Annotated in this window: 13 protein-coding genes; 12 read left to right on the top strand and 1 reads right to left on the bottom strand. The window is 43.3% G+C overall.

The window, feature by feature from the left end; translation table 11 throughout:
* Positions 1-100 precede the first annotated feature (100 nt).
* The 9 genes from purE (at position 101) to radA (ending at position 10,368) form a co-directional block, all read left to right on the top strand.
* Positions 101-601, top strand: a complete 501-nt coding sequence (gene purE, locus BLP87_RS01560; protein WP_026655389.1) for a 5-(carboxyamino)imidazole ribonucleotide mutase — start codon at positions 101-103, stop codon at positions 599-601.
* Positions 602-643: 42 nt separating this feature from the next.
* Positions 644-1,669 carry a phosphoribosylformylglycinamidine cyclo-ligase gene (gene purM / locus BLP87_RS01555; RefSeq protein WP_074461171.1) on the top strand — a complete coding sequence of 342 codons (1,026 nt, stop codon included), beginning with the start codon at positions 644-646 and terminating at the stop codon, positions 1,667-1,669.
* Positions 1,666-2,313 carry a phosphoribosylglycinamide formyltransferase gene (gene purN / locus BLP87_RS01550; protein WP_074461129.1) on the top strand — a complete coding sequence of 216 codons (648 nt, stop codon included), beginning with the start codon at positions 1,666-1,668 and terminating at the stop codon, positions 2,311-2,313. The genes purM and purN overlap by 4 nt, the downstream gene beginning before the upstream one ends.
* A complete protein-coding gene (gene purD, locus BLP87_RS01545) occupies positions 2,310-3,587 on the top strand; it encodes a phosphoribosylamine--glycine ligase (RefSeq protein ID WP_074461128.1) in 1,278 nt (425 codons plus the stop codon). The genes purN and purD overlap by 4 nt, the downstream gene beginning before the upstream one ends.
* A gap of 61 nt (positions 3,588-3,648) precedes the next feature.
* On the top strand, positions 3,649-5,292 hold the full coding sequence (locus BLP87_RS01540; protein ID WP_074461127.1) for an SH3 domain-containing protein: 1,644 nt from the start codon (positions 3,649-3,651) through the stop codon (positions 5,290-5,292).
* 157 nt (positions 5,293-5,449) lie between these two features.
* The gene (locus BLP87_RS01535) at positions 5,450-5,833 is read left to right on the top strand and encodes a GntR family transcriptional regulator (protein ID WP_026655383.1); all 384 of its coding nucleotides are present in this window, start codon (positions 5,450-5,452) and stop codon (positions 5,831-5,833) included.
* Complete coding sequence (locus BLP87_RS01530) at positions 5,830-8,415, top strand: ATP-dependent Clp protease ATP-binding subunit (protein WP_074461126.1); 2,586 nt, start codon at positions 5,830-5,832, stop codon at positions 8,413-8,415. Before BLP87_RS01535 ends, BLP87_RS01530 begins: the two co-directional genes overlap by 4 nt.
* An 82-nt stretch (positions 8,416-8,497) precedes the next feature.
* Positions 8,498-8,908, top strand: coding sequence for an endosialidase (locus BLP87_RS01525; RefSeq protein ID WP_074461125.1), 411 nt, complete (start codon positions 8,498-8,500; stop codon positions 8,906-8,908).
* An 83-nt stretch (positions 8,909-8,991) separates the two neighbouring features.
* Positions 8,992-10,368 (top strand): DNA repair protein RadA, encoded by a 1,377-nt coding sequence (gene radA, locus BLP87_RS01520; protein WP_074461170.1) that lies wholly within the window; start codon positions 8,992-8,994, stop codon positions 10,366-10,368.
* A gap of 46 nt (positions 10,369-10,414) precedes the next feature.
* Here radA and BLP87_RS01515 read toward each other — a convergent pair whose 3' ends face one another.
* The gene (locus BLP87_RS01515) at positions 10,415-12,211 is read right to left on the bottom strand and encodes a hypothetical protein (RefSeq protein WP_074461124.1); all 1,797 of its coding nucleotides are present in this window, start codon (positions 12,209-12,211) and stop codon (positions 10,415-10,417) included.
* A gap of 142 nt (positions 12,212-12,353) precedes the next feature.
* Here BLP87_RS01515 and BLP87_RS01510 point away from each other — a divergent pair, with 142 nt between their 5' ends.
* Genes BLP87_RS01510 through BLP87_RS01500 form a run of 3 tightly spaced genes read left to right on the top strand, consistent with a single transcriptional unit; the run spans position 12,354 to position 14,665 of the window.
* Positions 12,354-13,274 carry a hypothetical protein gene (locus BLP87_RS01510; RefSeq protein ID WP_074461123.1) on the top strand — a complete coding sequence of 307 codons (921 nt, stop codon included), beginning with the start codon at positions 12,354-12,356 and terminating at the stop codon, positions 13,272-13,274.
* Positions 13,274-14,251 carry a transglutaminase domain-containing protein gene (locus tag BLP87_RS01505; RefSeq protein WP_074461122.1) on the top strand — a complete coding sequence of 326 codons (978 nt, stop codon included), beginning with the start codon at positions 13,274-13,276 and terminating at the stop codon, positions 14,249-14,251. The genes BLP87_RS01510 and BLP87_RS01505 overlap by 1 nt, the downstream gene beginning before the upstream one ends.
* A gap of 27 nt (positions 14,252-14,278) precedes the next feature.
* A complete protein-coding gene (locus tag BLP87_RS01500) occupies positions 14,279-14,665 on the top strand; it encodes a hypothetical protein (protein WP_074461121.1) in 387 nt (128 codons plus the stop codon).
* The last annotated feature ends 52 nt before the right edge of the window (positions 14,666-14,717 follow it).

Genomic DNA, 14,717 nt, shown 5'->3' with positions numbered 1-14,717 from the left:
AAGAAAAAAAACCACTCGTTGAATAAAAAAGTGGCACAATATATTGTGTTGTGCTATGATACAAGTGGCTAAATGTTGAAGCAGAAAAATGGAGGAAAACATGGCAAAAGTTGGAATAGTAATGGGCAGTGATTCAGATATGCCTGTTATGGCAAAAGCTGCAGATATTCTTGAGGAGCTCGGAATTGAGTACGATATGAGGATCATATCAGCTCACAGAGAGCCGGATGAATTTTTTGAGTATGCAAAGACTGCAGAGGAGAAGGGATTTAAGGTGATTATCGCCGGAGCGGGAATGGCGGCACATCTTCCGGGAATGTGCGCAGCGATTTTTCCGATGCCCGTGATCGGAATCCCTATGCACACAACTTCACTCGGAGGCCGTGATTCTTTATACAGTATAGTTCAGATGCCTACCGGTATTCCTGTTGCTACAGTGGCTATTAACGGTGGCGCAAATGCAGGTATTCTTGCGGCTAAGATTCTTGCAACGGGAGATGCGGAGCTTCTTGAAAAGCTTAAGAAGTACACAGCATCACTTAAGGACGGCGTAGTTGCCAAAGATGCAAGACTTCAGGAAGTCGGATACAAGAACTATTGATAATATAAATAGGCAAAATGCGAGGAGTTAAATATTATGGCATTGGATTACAAAAAAGCAGGCGTTGATATTGAAGCAGGATATAAGTCTGTTGAACTTATAAAAGGTTATGTAAAAGAGACAATGAGACCTGAAGTACTTGGCGGTCTCGGAGGTTTTTCGGGAGCTTTTTCGCTCAGTAAGATAAAGGATATGGAGGATCCGGTTCTTTTGTCCGGAACAGACGGAGTCGGAACAAAGATAAAGCTTGCGTTCCTTCTTGATAAGCATGACACTATCGGAATCGATGCGGTTGCAATGTGCGTAAACGACGTTGCATGCGCAGGCGGTGAGCCGCTGTTCTTCCTTGACTATATTGCATGCGGCAAGAATATCCCCGAGAAGATCGCAGCGATCGTAAAGGGTGTTGCTGAAGGTTGTAAGCAGTCAGATGCAGCACTTATCGGCGGTGAGACGGCAGAACATCCCGGACTTATGCCTGAGGATGAGTACGATGTTGCCGGATTTGCGGTTGGCGTTGTTGACAGAAAAGATATGATCGACGGAAGCAGTATCAAGGACGGCGACGTTCTTATCGGTGTTGCTTCAAGCGGCGTTCACAGTAACGGATTTTCACTTGTAAGAAAAGTATTCGATATGACAAAAGAGAGCCTCGAGACATATTATGATGAGCTCGGTGCAACTCTCGGAGAGACACTTCTCACACCTACAAGAATCTATGTAAAGATGATGAAGGCAATCAAGAATGAAGGTGTTAAGGTTAAGGGATGCAGCCATATCACAGGCGGCGGATTCTATGAGAATGTTCCCAGAATGCTTCCCGACGGAATCAAGGCTGTAATTGAGAAGAACAGCTATGACATCCCCCCTATCTTCAAGCTTATGCAGGAAAAGGGCGGAATTGAAGAGCAGATGATGTATAACACATACAATATGGGACTTGGAATGGTTCTTGCCGTTGATCCAAGTGATGTAGATGCTGCAATGAAGGCTATTGCTTTAGCCGGTGACAAGGCATGGGTAGTAGGTAAGGCAGTTGCAGGAGAGAAAGGCGTAGAACTCGTATGAAAATAGCGGTTATGGTTTCGGGTGGCGGAACTAATCTTCAGGCTATAATCGATGGGATAGCAAGCGGCTCAATAACAAATACCGAGATTTCGCTTGTATACAGCAATAACCCGAATGCATATGCAATCGAGAGAGCCAAGAAAGCCGGTATCCCATTCGCAGTTAAGAGCCCTAAGGAATTTGACAGCAGGGATGAATTTAACAAAGCTCTGCTTAAGATATTGCAGGATGCAGATCCGGACCTTATCGTTCTTGCGGGATGTCTTGTTGTTATTCCGGAGTGTGTTGTAAAGGCATTCCCGAATAAGATAATAAATATTCATCCGTCACTTATTCCGTCATTTTGCGGTACGGGGTTTTACGGACTTAAGGTGCATGAACAGGTACTTAAGAGAGGCGTCAGGGTATCCGGTGCCACTGTTCATTTTGTTGATGAGGGAACCGACACGGGCCCTATCATATTGCAGAAGCCTGTAATGATAAGGCAGGATGACACTCCCGAAGTGTTACAGAAGCGTATTATGGAACAGGCTGAGTGGAAGATCATGCCGATGGCGATCGATATGATAGCAAACGGAAGAGTCAGAGTTGAAGATCATAAAGTAATTATTGAAGGATACGAAGAGGAGAAGATTTTTTCATGAAGGTTTTAATTGTTGGCGGAGGCGGAAGAGAACATGCTATTGCTGAGGCTGTTTCCAGAAGCCCTCAGGTTTCTAAGATATATTGTGCTCCCGGAAACGGTGGAATCGCAGAACTTGCCGAGTGCGTACCGATAACACCTATGGAATTTGACAAGCTTGTTTCTTTTGCAAAAGAAAAAGAGATAGATCTGACGGTTATCGGAATGGACGATCCGCTTGTAGGCGGAATTGTAGATGCATTTGAGGCAGAGGGGCTCAGAGTATTCGGACCCAGAAAGAATGCGGCAATACTTGAAGGAAGTAAGGCCTTTTCCAAAGACCTTATGAAGAAATACAATATTCCTACAGCAGCATATGAGACATTTGATAATGCGGGGGATGCTCTTGATTATCTTGAAAATGCAAAGTTCCCCATCGTTCTTAAGGCTGACGGACTTGCACTCGGAAAGGGCGTACTTATCTGTAACGACCTCGAGGAAGCCAAGGCTGGCGTAAAAGAGATCATGGAAGATAAGAAGTTCGGAGATGCCGGAAATCACATGGTTATCGAAGAGTTTATGACAGGTAGAGAAGTTTCCGTATTGTCTTTTGTAGACGGAAAGACAATAAAGCTCATGTCATCCGCACAGGATCACAAGAGAGCCGGAGACGGAGATACAGGTCTTAATACGGGCGGAATGGGTAATTTCTCGCCCAGTCCTTTCTACACTGAAGAAGTGGACAAGTTCTGCCGTGAAAATATCTACAGCAGAACTGTAGAGGCTATGGCAAGTGAGGGAAGAGAGTTCAAGGGAGTAATCTTCTTCGGACTTATGCTCACACAGGACGGCCCCAAAGTTCTTGAGTATAATGCAAGATTTGGAGATCCCGAGGCGCAGGTTGTTCTCCCGAGACTCAAGACTGATATCATAGATGTATTTAATGCATGTATCGATGGAAAGCTCGATCAGATTGATCTTGAGTTTGAAGATAAGGCAGCCGTATGCGTTGTTCTTGCAAGTGAGGGTTATCCTGTAAGTTATGAGAAAGGCAAGCTCATTACCGGTCTTGAGAATTTTAAGGGCAAGGACGGATATTACTGTTTCCATGCGGGAACAAAGAAGGCTCCGGAGGGTATAGTTACCAACGGAGGAAGAGTTCTTGGTATAACTGCAAAGGGAGATACCTTGGAAGAGGCTCGTGCGAAGGCTTACGAAGCTACAGAGTGGGTAAGTTTTGATAACAAGTATATGCGCCACGATATAGGTAAAGCGATAGATGAAGCGAAAAAATAATTCGATCTGCAAAAGTGCCTGCAGCATAATGGCACAAATCCTAAGTTGAAAAGGAGGCTGTATGAAGAATACGATGGAAAAGATAATTAGAAACACTATACTTTCTCTAGCATTGTCATTAGCAGTTTTTATCGGCTTCGGGATTGGTGCGCACGCTTTTACGACAACAACCGGAACCGTAACATCAGATAATGTTAAGGTGAGGGAGTCGGCAAGTACATCGTCGGATCAGGTATCGAGTGTAAAAAAAGGTGCAACGGTCGACATCCTCGGTGAGGAGAAAGATGAATCCGGAACCATATGGTACAAGATTAAAGTCAAAGGTGATGAGACCGGCTATATAAGAAACGATCTTGTCAGCAAATCCGGCGGATCATCGGGGGATTCCTCAGGTGGTTCGGGTACAACGGCCGTAGATCAGAGATCCGTAGAAGTTTTGGCTGAGAACGGAACTGTAAGACAGGGCGCCGGCACTGATAAAGATGCTGTCGGAAAAGTAAAAAAAGGCGATATTGTAACGATCGTCGGAGAAACAAAAGCTTCCGACGGAAAGAAATGGTATGAAATTACTTTCGGAGAAAACGGTTCTCAAGGATATGTCAGAAGTGATCTCGTTTCTGAAACTCCGGTCGTAGCATCGAAATCTGTTAAATCAGAGCAGACGGACGCTCCGTCAAATGATGACGGAAGCCCCGATGTAATAGCTGAGCTTGGAGCTGTTGACGATGTTATGGGTGGAGCAGAGCTTGGCGATGAAAACGGCGAAGAGTCACTGGAAGAACCGGATGCTACGAGTGACGGAGAACCTACAGCTCCTACAGAAACAGGAGACGGACAGTATTCCATTTCATACGAAGAGGATACATGGTATCTTACCGATAATTCGGGTACAGATTCAGATAAGCCGCAGAAAATGCAGATTCCTCAGATTGTGAAGCTTGCGAAACAGGCCAAGGAATTCCATGATAAGCTGGCATTGGTTACAAAGGTTATGATCGCGCTTGGCGCAGTTGCCGTTGTGTTGCTTGTTTTGGTTATCATTCTCGGTATCAGGCTCAGAGACGCAGCTTATTATGATGATGAAGAGGATGAGGACGATGATGATGAAGGGGAAGAAGACGAGTACGATCGTTATTCGACACCTTCCAAGAAACGTTCCCGTGGTCCTGCAAGAGACGATCATGATGAGGATGTAAGACCTAAGGGCAGAAGACGCGCGAGGGAAGAAGACGAAGAGGATGAACCTCGTGAAAGCCGTAGAGGTGCTTTAAGAAGAGGCGCAGCCGATGATGCGGGTGAAAGACCTTCAAGAAGAGGCGCAGCCGATGATGCGGCTGAAAGACCTTCGAGAAGAGGGGCGGCCGCTGATGTGGAGGAAAGACCATCCAGAAGACCGGCACCTGCTGATGATGACGAAAGAGTTGTAAGACCTTCAAGAGGTGAGCGTCCGTTTAGAAGAAGAGCGGATGACCAGGTTGAAGAGCGTCCTTCGAGAGGTGCAGAGGAAAGAACTGTAAGACCTTCGAGAAGAGATGACGATTCCATGTATTCAGATTCAAGATACGAAGAGAGACAGCCTTCTGAGAGACGTATGAGAGAAGAAATCGAACCGGAAGAGCCTTCAACGAGAAGGGCAAAGAACTTCCTCGGAGATGATGACGATTTTGAATTCGAATTCCTTGATCTGGATGACGATGACAGATAATATAAGATAAATAAAGTCGCTTGTTATAGATTTGTTCTATGGCAAGCGATTTTTTTCTTCTGATAGCATATGGTTATATAGATAATTTGTTTCGGTTTGACGAATCTGTATCACGTGTTATACTAAATATATCACAAGTATGCAATAGGAGGCGGAGATGATCATAGAGATTGATTTTAACAGTGATGAAGCTATTTATATTCAGCTTTGTAATCAGATCATTTTGGGCATAGCTACGTCTCAATTTCGTGAGGGAGAGCAGCTTCCGAGCGTGAGGCAGCTTGCGGAAACTATTGGTATCAATATGCATACCGTCAACAAGGCTTATTCGATCTTGCAGAGAGAAGGCTTTGTTAAGATAGACAGAAGGCGCGGTGCCATAATCGCAATTGATATCAACAGACTTCAGGCGCTTCAGGAAGCTCAGTCAGAGCTGGCGGTTGTTCTGGCAAGAGCAATTTGTAAGGGAATAGATCGAGACGAAATACATGAACTTGTAGATAAGCTATATGATAATTATGAAAGGATAGATGGGATATGAATGATCAGTTCACTGCCATGGCCGAGGATGCACTTAGACTCGCCAAGAAAACAGCAAGGAATCTAAAACTTAACTATGTCGGAACCGAGCATATTCTTATGGGACTTATCCTTGAGGATGGAAGCGTGGCTTCAAGAATCCTTGTGGATAACGGAATTGATGAGTCCAGAATGATGGATATGATAAAGGATCTTATCGTTCCCGGAAGCAGTGTGAGAACTCTTGACAGAGACGGTTTTTCACCAAGAGCGGAGAAAGTTCTTGAGGACTCACATATCATGTCTGAAAGATTTAAGGCAGATAAGACCGGAACCGAGCATATTCTTTTGGCTCTGATAAAAGAGGGTGAAAATGTCGCTGTGCGACTTATAAGTACGCTCAATGTCCCTGTGCAGAAAATTTATGCAGAGACACTTGCAGCAATGGGAGAAGATCCAAATCTTGTAAAAGAGGACCTTGGTCGAAAGGTTAATCCCAGAGGCGGCAGAAAGGGTTCTATTCTTGCTCAGTACAGCAGGGATATGACCGCGCTTGCACGTGAGAAAAAGCTTGATCCTGTAGTTGGAAGAGAAAGAGAAATACAGAGAGTTATTCAGATCTTGAGTAGAAGGACCAAGAATAATCCCTGTCTTATAGGTGAACCCGGCGTCGGTAAGACTGCTGTTGTTGAAGGCCTTGCACAGAGGATAGTTTCGGGAAATGTGCCTTTTACGGTGCAGGATAAGAGGCTTGTTACTCTGGATCTTTCCGGAATGATCGCCGGATCTAAGTACAGAGGAGAGTTTGAGGAAAGAATCAAGAAAGTCATTAAGGAAGTTATTGATGACGGAAATATAATTCTTTTTGTGGATGAGATGCATACTCTTATCGGAGCCGGCGGAGCTGAGGGCGCGATAGATGCATCAAATATTCTTAAGCCTTCTCTTGCAAGAGGCGAGATTCAGATGATAGGAGCTACAACGATTACAGAGTATCGCAAATATGTTGAGAAGGATGCGGCTCTTGAGAGACGTTTCCAGCCTGTCAATGTGGATGAACCTACTAAAGAAGAGGCAGAGGAGATATTAAAGGGCGTAGTCGGCAAATATGAAGAGCATCACAGGGTTAAGATCACTCCTGAGGCTATTAAAGCGGCAGTTGACCTCTCCGAGAGATATATCAATGACAGAAACCTTCCTGATAAGGCCATCGACCTTATTGATGAGGCGGCATCTGCAGTCAGACTTCACGCTGTGGGAATATCACCCAAGCTTAAAGAGATTGAGGACGGTATTGCTGAATACGATCTTAAGATTGAGAACGCGCTTAAGAACGATGATTTCGATCTTGCCGGACAGCTTAACAGTGAGCAGAAGAAACTTATTTCAAAATACAGCAGGGTAAAAAATGCGGATAAGAAAAAAGTAAATTCCGAAGGCCTTGTGGTAAATGAAAATGATATTGCGGAAGTTGTTGCCCAGTGGACAAGAATTCCCGTCAAAAAGATTGCGGAGAAGGAATCCGAGAAGCTTCTTAAACTTGAGTCGGTTCTTCATAAGAGAGTTATAGGACAGGAAGAGGCTGTAAGCGCGATCTCAAAGGCTATCAGAAGAGGAAGAGTAGGTCTTCAGGATCCCAACAGACCTATTGGATCGTTCTTGTTCCTCGGACCTACAGGTGTAGGTAAGACAGAACTTTCAAAGGCTCTTGCCGAGGCTATGTTCGGCGATGAGAATGCACTTATAAGAGTTGATATGTCGGAGTATATGGAAGGTCATTCGGTATCGAAGATGATCGGATCGCCTCCGGGATATGTTGGATATGATGAGGGCGGACAGCTCAGTGAGAAAGTAAGAAGACATCCATATTCGGTAATCCTGTTTGATGAGATCGAGAAGGCACATCCCGATATCTTTAATGTTCTTCTTCAGGTGCTTGATGACGGACATATAACCGATGCAAAGGGACGTAAGGTAAGTTTTAAGAATACCATCCTCATCATGACATCAAATGTCGGTGCACAGAAAATCGTTGATCCAAAGAAACTCGGCTTTGGCGCGGGCGATGATGCTAAGAAGGATTATGAAGATATGAAGTCCGGAGTTATGGAGGAAGTAAAGAGGCTCTTTAAGCCTGAATTCATCAACCGTATTGATGAGATACAGGTATTCCATACCCTCACAGAGAAAGAGATGATGGATATTGTTACGCTTCTTTCACGCAATCTCAGCAAGAGATGCAAGGAGCAGATGAATATCAATCTCACTATTTCTCCTGCGGTAAAGAAGTTCCTTATTGAGAAACATTCTGATGCCAAAATGGGAGCAAGACCTCTTAAGAGAGCTATTCAGTCATCCATAGAGGATGCAATGGCTGAAGAACTTTTAAAAGGCAATATCAAAGCGGGAAGCGATGTAACTGTATCCTTGAAGGATAAGAAGATCGTATTTGTTTCGGCAGACGGAAAGAAAACTTCTGTAAAAAAGGTCACAGTGAAGACAACTAAGGCCAAAAAGCCCCTTAAAACAAAGACTTCTGTAAAGACAAAGAAGCCTGCTTCGAAGACAAGTATAAAAAGTGCCAAAAAGACGTCAAAAAAATAAGTGAATTTTAAGTTTATAATTAGATCGATATGAATTATAATAATTATAACTATTATTAGCACCAAATCTCAGGAGGGTTATTATGGCTGTCGTAGAGCAGTTGATACGTGCCGAGAATGATGGAAGCATCAGCTTCGGTAACTATGAGCTTAATGAAAAGAAAAAACTTGAAAATTTTGAACACAACGGAGATGTATTTAAAGTAAAGACCTTTAAGGACATTACAAAGCTTGAGTGTAACGACAATTTCTTATATGAATCCGTTCCGGGCACTGCGGTTTTAGGCTTTAAAGAGACGGAAGGAGGAGTCGAGTTTAGTGTTGAAGGCGAAAATGACGCACAGATTACACTCGGACTTCTTGAAAATACAGAGTACAGTGTTTATGTGAACGGTAACAGTATCGGCAAGATGAGCACAAACCTCGGAGGGAAACTTAATCTGAGTGTTGAGTTATCGGGAAATGGCGCTATTAGCGTAAAAGTTGAGAAGTAAAAATTATAGAGAGGGCTTTTCGATGGTATTCGAAGAGCCCTCTACGTATGTTTAATGCATTTTTTGAACTGAGGGAGAAGATTATGGCAACAAAGATAAAAACCGTTTTTTACTGCCAAAATTGCGGCTATGAATCGTCTAAATGGATGGGACAGTGCCCGGGATGCAAGGAATGGAATACCTTTGTGGAAGAGACCGTAAAGCCGGCATCCAAAAAGCAGGGAATAACATCAACGGGGCTTTCGGGAAACGGAAGAAGCACTCCTAAGACATTGTCTGAAATAGAGATGAAAGACGAGGAGAGGGCGGATACACATATAAATGAGCTTAACAGAGTGCTTGGAGGAGGACTTGTAAGAGGTTCTCTTATCCTTGTGGGAGGAGACCCCGGAATAGGTAAGTCAACGCTTCTTCTTCAGGTTGCAGGGAATCTTTCGGGCGATAAGAAAGAGGTTCTGTATATTTCGGGAGAGGAATCTCTTAGGCAGATAAAGCTTCGTGCAAACAGGATCGGAGATTTTTCCGATACTCTTAAGTTTATGTGTGAGACCAATCTTGAAAACATAGAAGAGACGATAAACAGGGCAAAGCCTGAAATAGTAATCATTGACTCCATACAGACGATGTTCAGCGATTCCGTGACATCGGCGCCCGGTAGCGTTTCACAGGTAAGAGAGTCTACGGCTGTTCTTTTGCGTATAGCAAAGAGCCTTAATATTACTGTATTTATAGTCGGACATGTGACTAAAGAAGGGCAGGTTGCGGGTCCCAGAGTTCTTGAACACATGGTGGATACCGTTTTATATTTTGAAGGCGACAGACATGCTTCGTACAGAATCCTTCGTGCAGTCAAAAATCGTTTTGGATCCACAAATGAGATAGGTGTTTTTGAGATGCAGGAGAAGGGACTTGCCGAAGTTACCAATCCTTCCGAGTTTATGCTTGAGGGAAAGCCTGAAAATGCCAGCGGATCGATAGTGACTTGTTCCGTAGAGGGAACAAGGCCGATACTTATAGAAATTCAGGCACTTGTATGCAGGAGTAATTTCGGATTTCCACGCCGACAGGCGAACGGAACCGATTATAACAGAGTAAATCTTCTTATGGCGGTCTTGGAAAAACGTGTGGGCCTTCAAATGGGAGAATATGATGCCTATGTAAATCTGGCAGGCGGAATGAAACTTGCGGAGCCTTCTCTTGATCTTGGAATCTGTATGGCGCTTATATCGAGCTTTAAGAATAAGCCGATAGGAGATGACGTTATTGCATTCGGTGAAGTCGGATTATCGGGTGAAGTCCGTTCGGTAAATATGGCTGATTCAAGGGTTCAGGAAGCGGAAAAACTTGGATTTAAGACATGCATAGTACCAAAAGCTCTTGAAAGCAAACTTAAAAAGAGTGCAAAGAATATAAATATCGTCGGCGTTTCATCTGTTGCAGACGCCATGAATTACATATGATAAAAAATAAAAGGGAAACGTTTTTTAGCGTTTCCCTTTAAATCTTTTATTTTTTCAGGCTCTTTGACTCCGGCATCAGCAGGCGGATTGCCGCTATTGCCGCTATCAATATAATCCATAGTTTAATACCTGTGTTTGATGCATCATAGGTCTTTGACATTCTAGCAAGTCTCGTCTTACCGAGGACGTTATCGTCATTTTTTGAACTTGTCTTTTCCAGAGTCTTACCGCCTATTATAAGAGCTTTTTTCGGAAGATTCTTGTCTTTTGCCTTGGTTGTTGAAACAGGGGCGGTATCAGTAGTGGTATCATTACTTGATTTGCTGCTGTTTCCGTTGTTTCCGTCGACAAGAACAAGTTTACCGTTTGTACATTTTACGTCGTAGTACGAGGTTACGTCATTGCCGTTTTCGTCGATGATCCTGTAGCTGGTAATTTCATTTACGGAGGATCCTATACCGCTTTGGCTTCCGTTTATAACAACATCAACGAGTTCGTGTCCTTTAAGAAGCGAACCGGAAGTAATCTTAACTTCTTTGTTTGTAATAGTATTTCCTGAGTAGTTCTGAACAGTTGTACCTGCTTCAATCGTAAGCTTTCTGGGTGTTACTTTAAGTTTCTTCTGAGAAGAAGTTTTATTTTGGGCAATCTGAGTTGTCGGGACGGAAGATATTACATTTCCGGCATCGTCGACTACTTTTACTACAATATCTTTAGGCTCGATTACTTCATTGTTGAATATGAAAGGGATATTGTCAAATGCGGCTATCTGCTTGGCACGTATGTAAGCCGCATCGATATTAACCCAGTATCTGATATTGTTGTGCTCAAAATAAGTTCCTGAGCCGTTTTCTCCCGCATTTACTTTCTTGCTTACAAAATTACCGAGTGCATCGAAGAAAGTGGTCACGGAATTTACGACCGGATCGTTATCTTCAACAGTGATGCTGAAACCACCGAAATAGTGTTCTTCACCGTCATATTCAAATTCTGATATGTCGCAGGTTGTTTCGATCTTGATCGTAACATCGGGGACAAATTCAGGCTTTTTTTCAACAGCAGGTTCTTTTTCGGCAACAGGCTCTTCTTCCACGGGAGTAGTACGTGTTCTTATGACACCGTCTACATAGATATCGTCGTAGTAATCGGCGTTTATGTAATACCAGGCGATGTATTGGGTTTTCGGGTTAAAAGAGCAATATTTTTTGATATCATCTTCGGTAGGATAGCTGTTTAGAGAAGATGCTATCTCATTTTGCAAAGTTATACCGCTGATCTTGATATTCGAATCATCAGAAGTTGAAGGTGAAAACTTATTTTCTGCTTTTTCACCTATTGCGCCGTCTATCTCAATTTCCGCGATGTAGCTGTTTCCTGTGGAATAAGCAACTGAACTGTCGATATCACCTTCCGAGCTGTCAAGAATACGGAAAGTAACTCTTGGAGAAGGTAAATCTTCAGGTACAGGATATTCGATTTCCTTATATTCTTCTTTTACAGGTATTTCAGGAAGCGGTTCTATCGGCTTATCCGGTACTTTAGGTTCTGATTCTTTTGTATATAATTCTGTCGTAATTAATTCTTTTGTGGGGGTTGATGATGAATTATCAATGGATGTCTTGGCAGTGTAGGTCGATTCATCATTGCCGGTTTTGGTCTGTTCAGGTCTTTTTACTACCGGATTGTCATTTAAAGTAGTATTTCCGTTGCTTGCAGTTTCGTTTTGAAGATTTGAATTATCTTCTTTTGCGTGCGTCGGAACAGAGGAACAGAAAACTTCCGCAATAGTAAGTCCGGCGATCAATATGATCGGGACTATCGCAGATAGGCCTCTTTTGCGCATGGATGATCACTCCTATATTTCAAATATATTTGTTCCAAATTGTAATATTCCGAACTATAATAACATAAACCTAAACTTTTTGTAAAATATGTCGATAAAATCTATATACTGAACATAAATCCCATTTCGGAGGAAAAAATATATGAGAAACTTAAAGGCAAAAGCGTTCTCGGCAATGCTTTCATTGGCTGTTTTTACGGGGGTGTCTTTTTCGGGCACGGCAACTTTAGAGGCTTATGCCGCAGATGATCCGTACACGGCTTTTTCCAAAGCAACCACCGTATATAACGGAGTTGACTATAAAGCGGAATACAATCCTTTGTATTACTATCTGAACTATGCAGATCTTAGAAATGCCTTTGGCGCCAATCCCGACAAGCTCGTTGAACATTGGGTTATTTTTGGTAAAAAAGAGGGCAGGGTAGCCAACAGACTTATTGGAGACAGCACGGAATTTGTTGTTCCCACAGGAGATAAGGATGTCATCGTCATTCCAAAGACAAAGCACGACAACGGAGGAATGACATACGATCAGGAAATACAGGCAAGAAATATAGCAAAGCAGATCGCTGAAGCTATAGAAAATGCCGCAGATGCCGGAAATTCGTCGGGGACATCGAGTGCATCAAGCGCATCGAGTTCATCGAAGTCCAAATCATCCAAGAAAAAGCCTATCAAAGAAGTTGAGAAAGTTGCATATGCGGCAGGAATAGTTAAGGCATACTGCGATCTTGGAACATATACCACAGAAGGTAAGATATACCGCACTGCTTACGGAGTCTTTATAGGAGGCGAGTATTCATGCGCGGGAGCTACAAGGGCTCTCGGACTTATTCTTGATTATCTCGGAATATCATGGGTGCACAAGAATATAAATTCATGGGAAGATCAGTGGTGTCAGGTAATTGTTGACGGAAAAGAAGGCTACGGAGACGGAATTACCGCAACGGCCGGATACGGCAAGCATCCCAATGAAGGCGGCAATAAAAAAGATGTAGTTTCATATTCGAAGATAAGATATAAGTTTGAAGTGGCGACAGAAAAGCCAAAGAAGGAAAAGTAATGAAGCGGAATATTATACGGAGAGCCAAGAGAATTGCGGCATTTATAGTTTCTTTTGCGGTAGCGGTCGGAACGACCATTAATTTGGGAGCTTCGGGGACTACTGAGATAAATGCGCTTACTTTTAGCAAGAATCCGGAGATTACAACAGTTCATATAGGCAGTGATGTGACTTCGATCACTTCGGATGCTTTTAAAGGTCTTTTTAAACTGAGATCTGTTACCGTAAGCGAGAAGAATCCTTATTACTCGTCGTTCAGTGACTGCCTTTACAACAAGAATAAAACGGTTCTGCTGTGTTTTCCGCCGGCGCTTTCAAGTGCAAGGATTCCGGCGAGTGTAACTTCGATAGGCGAGAATGCGCTTCTTGGAGTGGGGACCGACTTAAAGAATCAGATAATAAATACTGTCAATGCGCAGGCGGGTGACGGCCTGACAGAGGATAAGGTGCCGGGAGAGCACTTTGTTCATACGCAGTACGGTATCAGATGGAAGGACAAAAATGGTAATCTTATCGAGCCAAAAAGTGAGATAATGAGACTTGTGGCTTCTGTGATCGAAGAGTGTACAGACGGTACGATGACGCAGAGCAGGCAGCTTGAAAGGTGCTTTGATCACTTTATAAGCGAGGTTTCCTATGAAAGGGAAATGAAAGTTCCCGTAGGGGATTGGACGAGAGATTACGCGTGCCGGATTCTTTTTTCCGGAAAGGGGAACTGCTATAAATATGCGGCAGCATTTGCTTATATTGCAAGGGGGCTTGGATATGATGCAAAGGTGTGCAGCGGAACGGTAGCGGCTGCAAGCGGCGGAAGAACGCCACATGCCTGGACGGAAGTTAAGATGGGCGATAAGTGGTACATCTTTGATACGGAGATGCAGGACGCAAAGGGAAGCGGATATTACAAGCAGACTTATGACAAATATCCTGCGGGGCCTATTGAAAAGACGGCGTCATGGACTGTATATTATCAGTAAAATATTTTTTTGAGGGGATTTTTAGTAATGAAAAAAGTAGCGGTAACAACAATGGTATTTATGGGTTTGATGGCTTGTGTCATTGTATTCAACATCATTTTGTGTGAGGCAGTGCCTGAATACAAAGACTTTTTGACAGCGGCTGTCTCGGAAGAAACGGCGCCGCCGGTTGTAAAGGCATCAACAGTAAATGTTACCAAAAAGAACGAAGAAAAGACGGAAGAGAAGTTGACACTTGAGGAACTTAAGGAGAAATATGATATTTCCGCATTGGAAAGTAGCTCATTAAGTAGTGGAGCAGATAATGACGGTGCGGAGCGTACAATTGTAGACAAGACTTACCATGAAGACTGCGGAACCGGGAAAGGTTACTGGGTTATTACTTATTCTGACGGAAGTACTGCGGTTGAATGATCATAATTCATAATTTAGTTTTTGATAGGTGCTGACATGATCTTGAATTAAG

This window comes from Butyrivibrio hungatei (assembly GCF_900101605.1).
GTDB classification, from domain to species: domain Bacteria; phylum Bacillota; class Clostridia; order Lachnospirales; family Lachnospiraceae; genus Butyrivibrio; species Butyrivibrio hungatei_B.
Note: the sequence above shows the minus strand (reverse complement) of the source record. Positions and strands in the feature narration are given on the sequence as shown.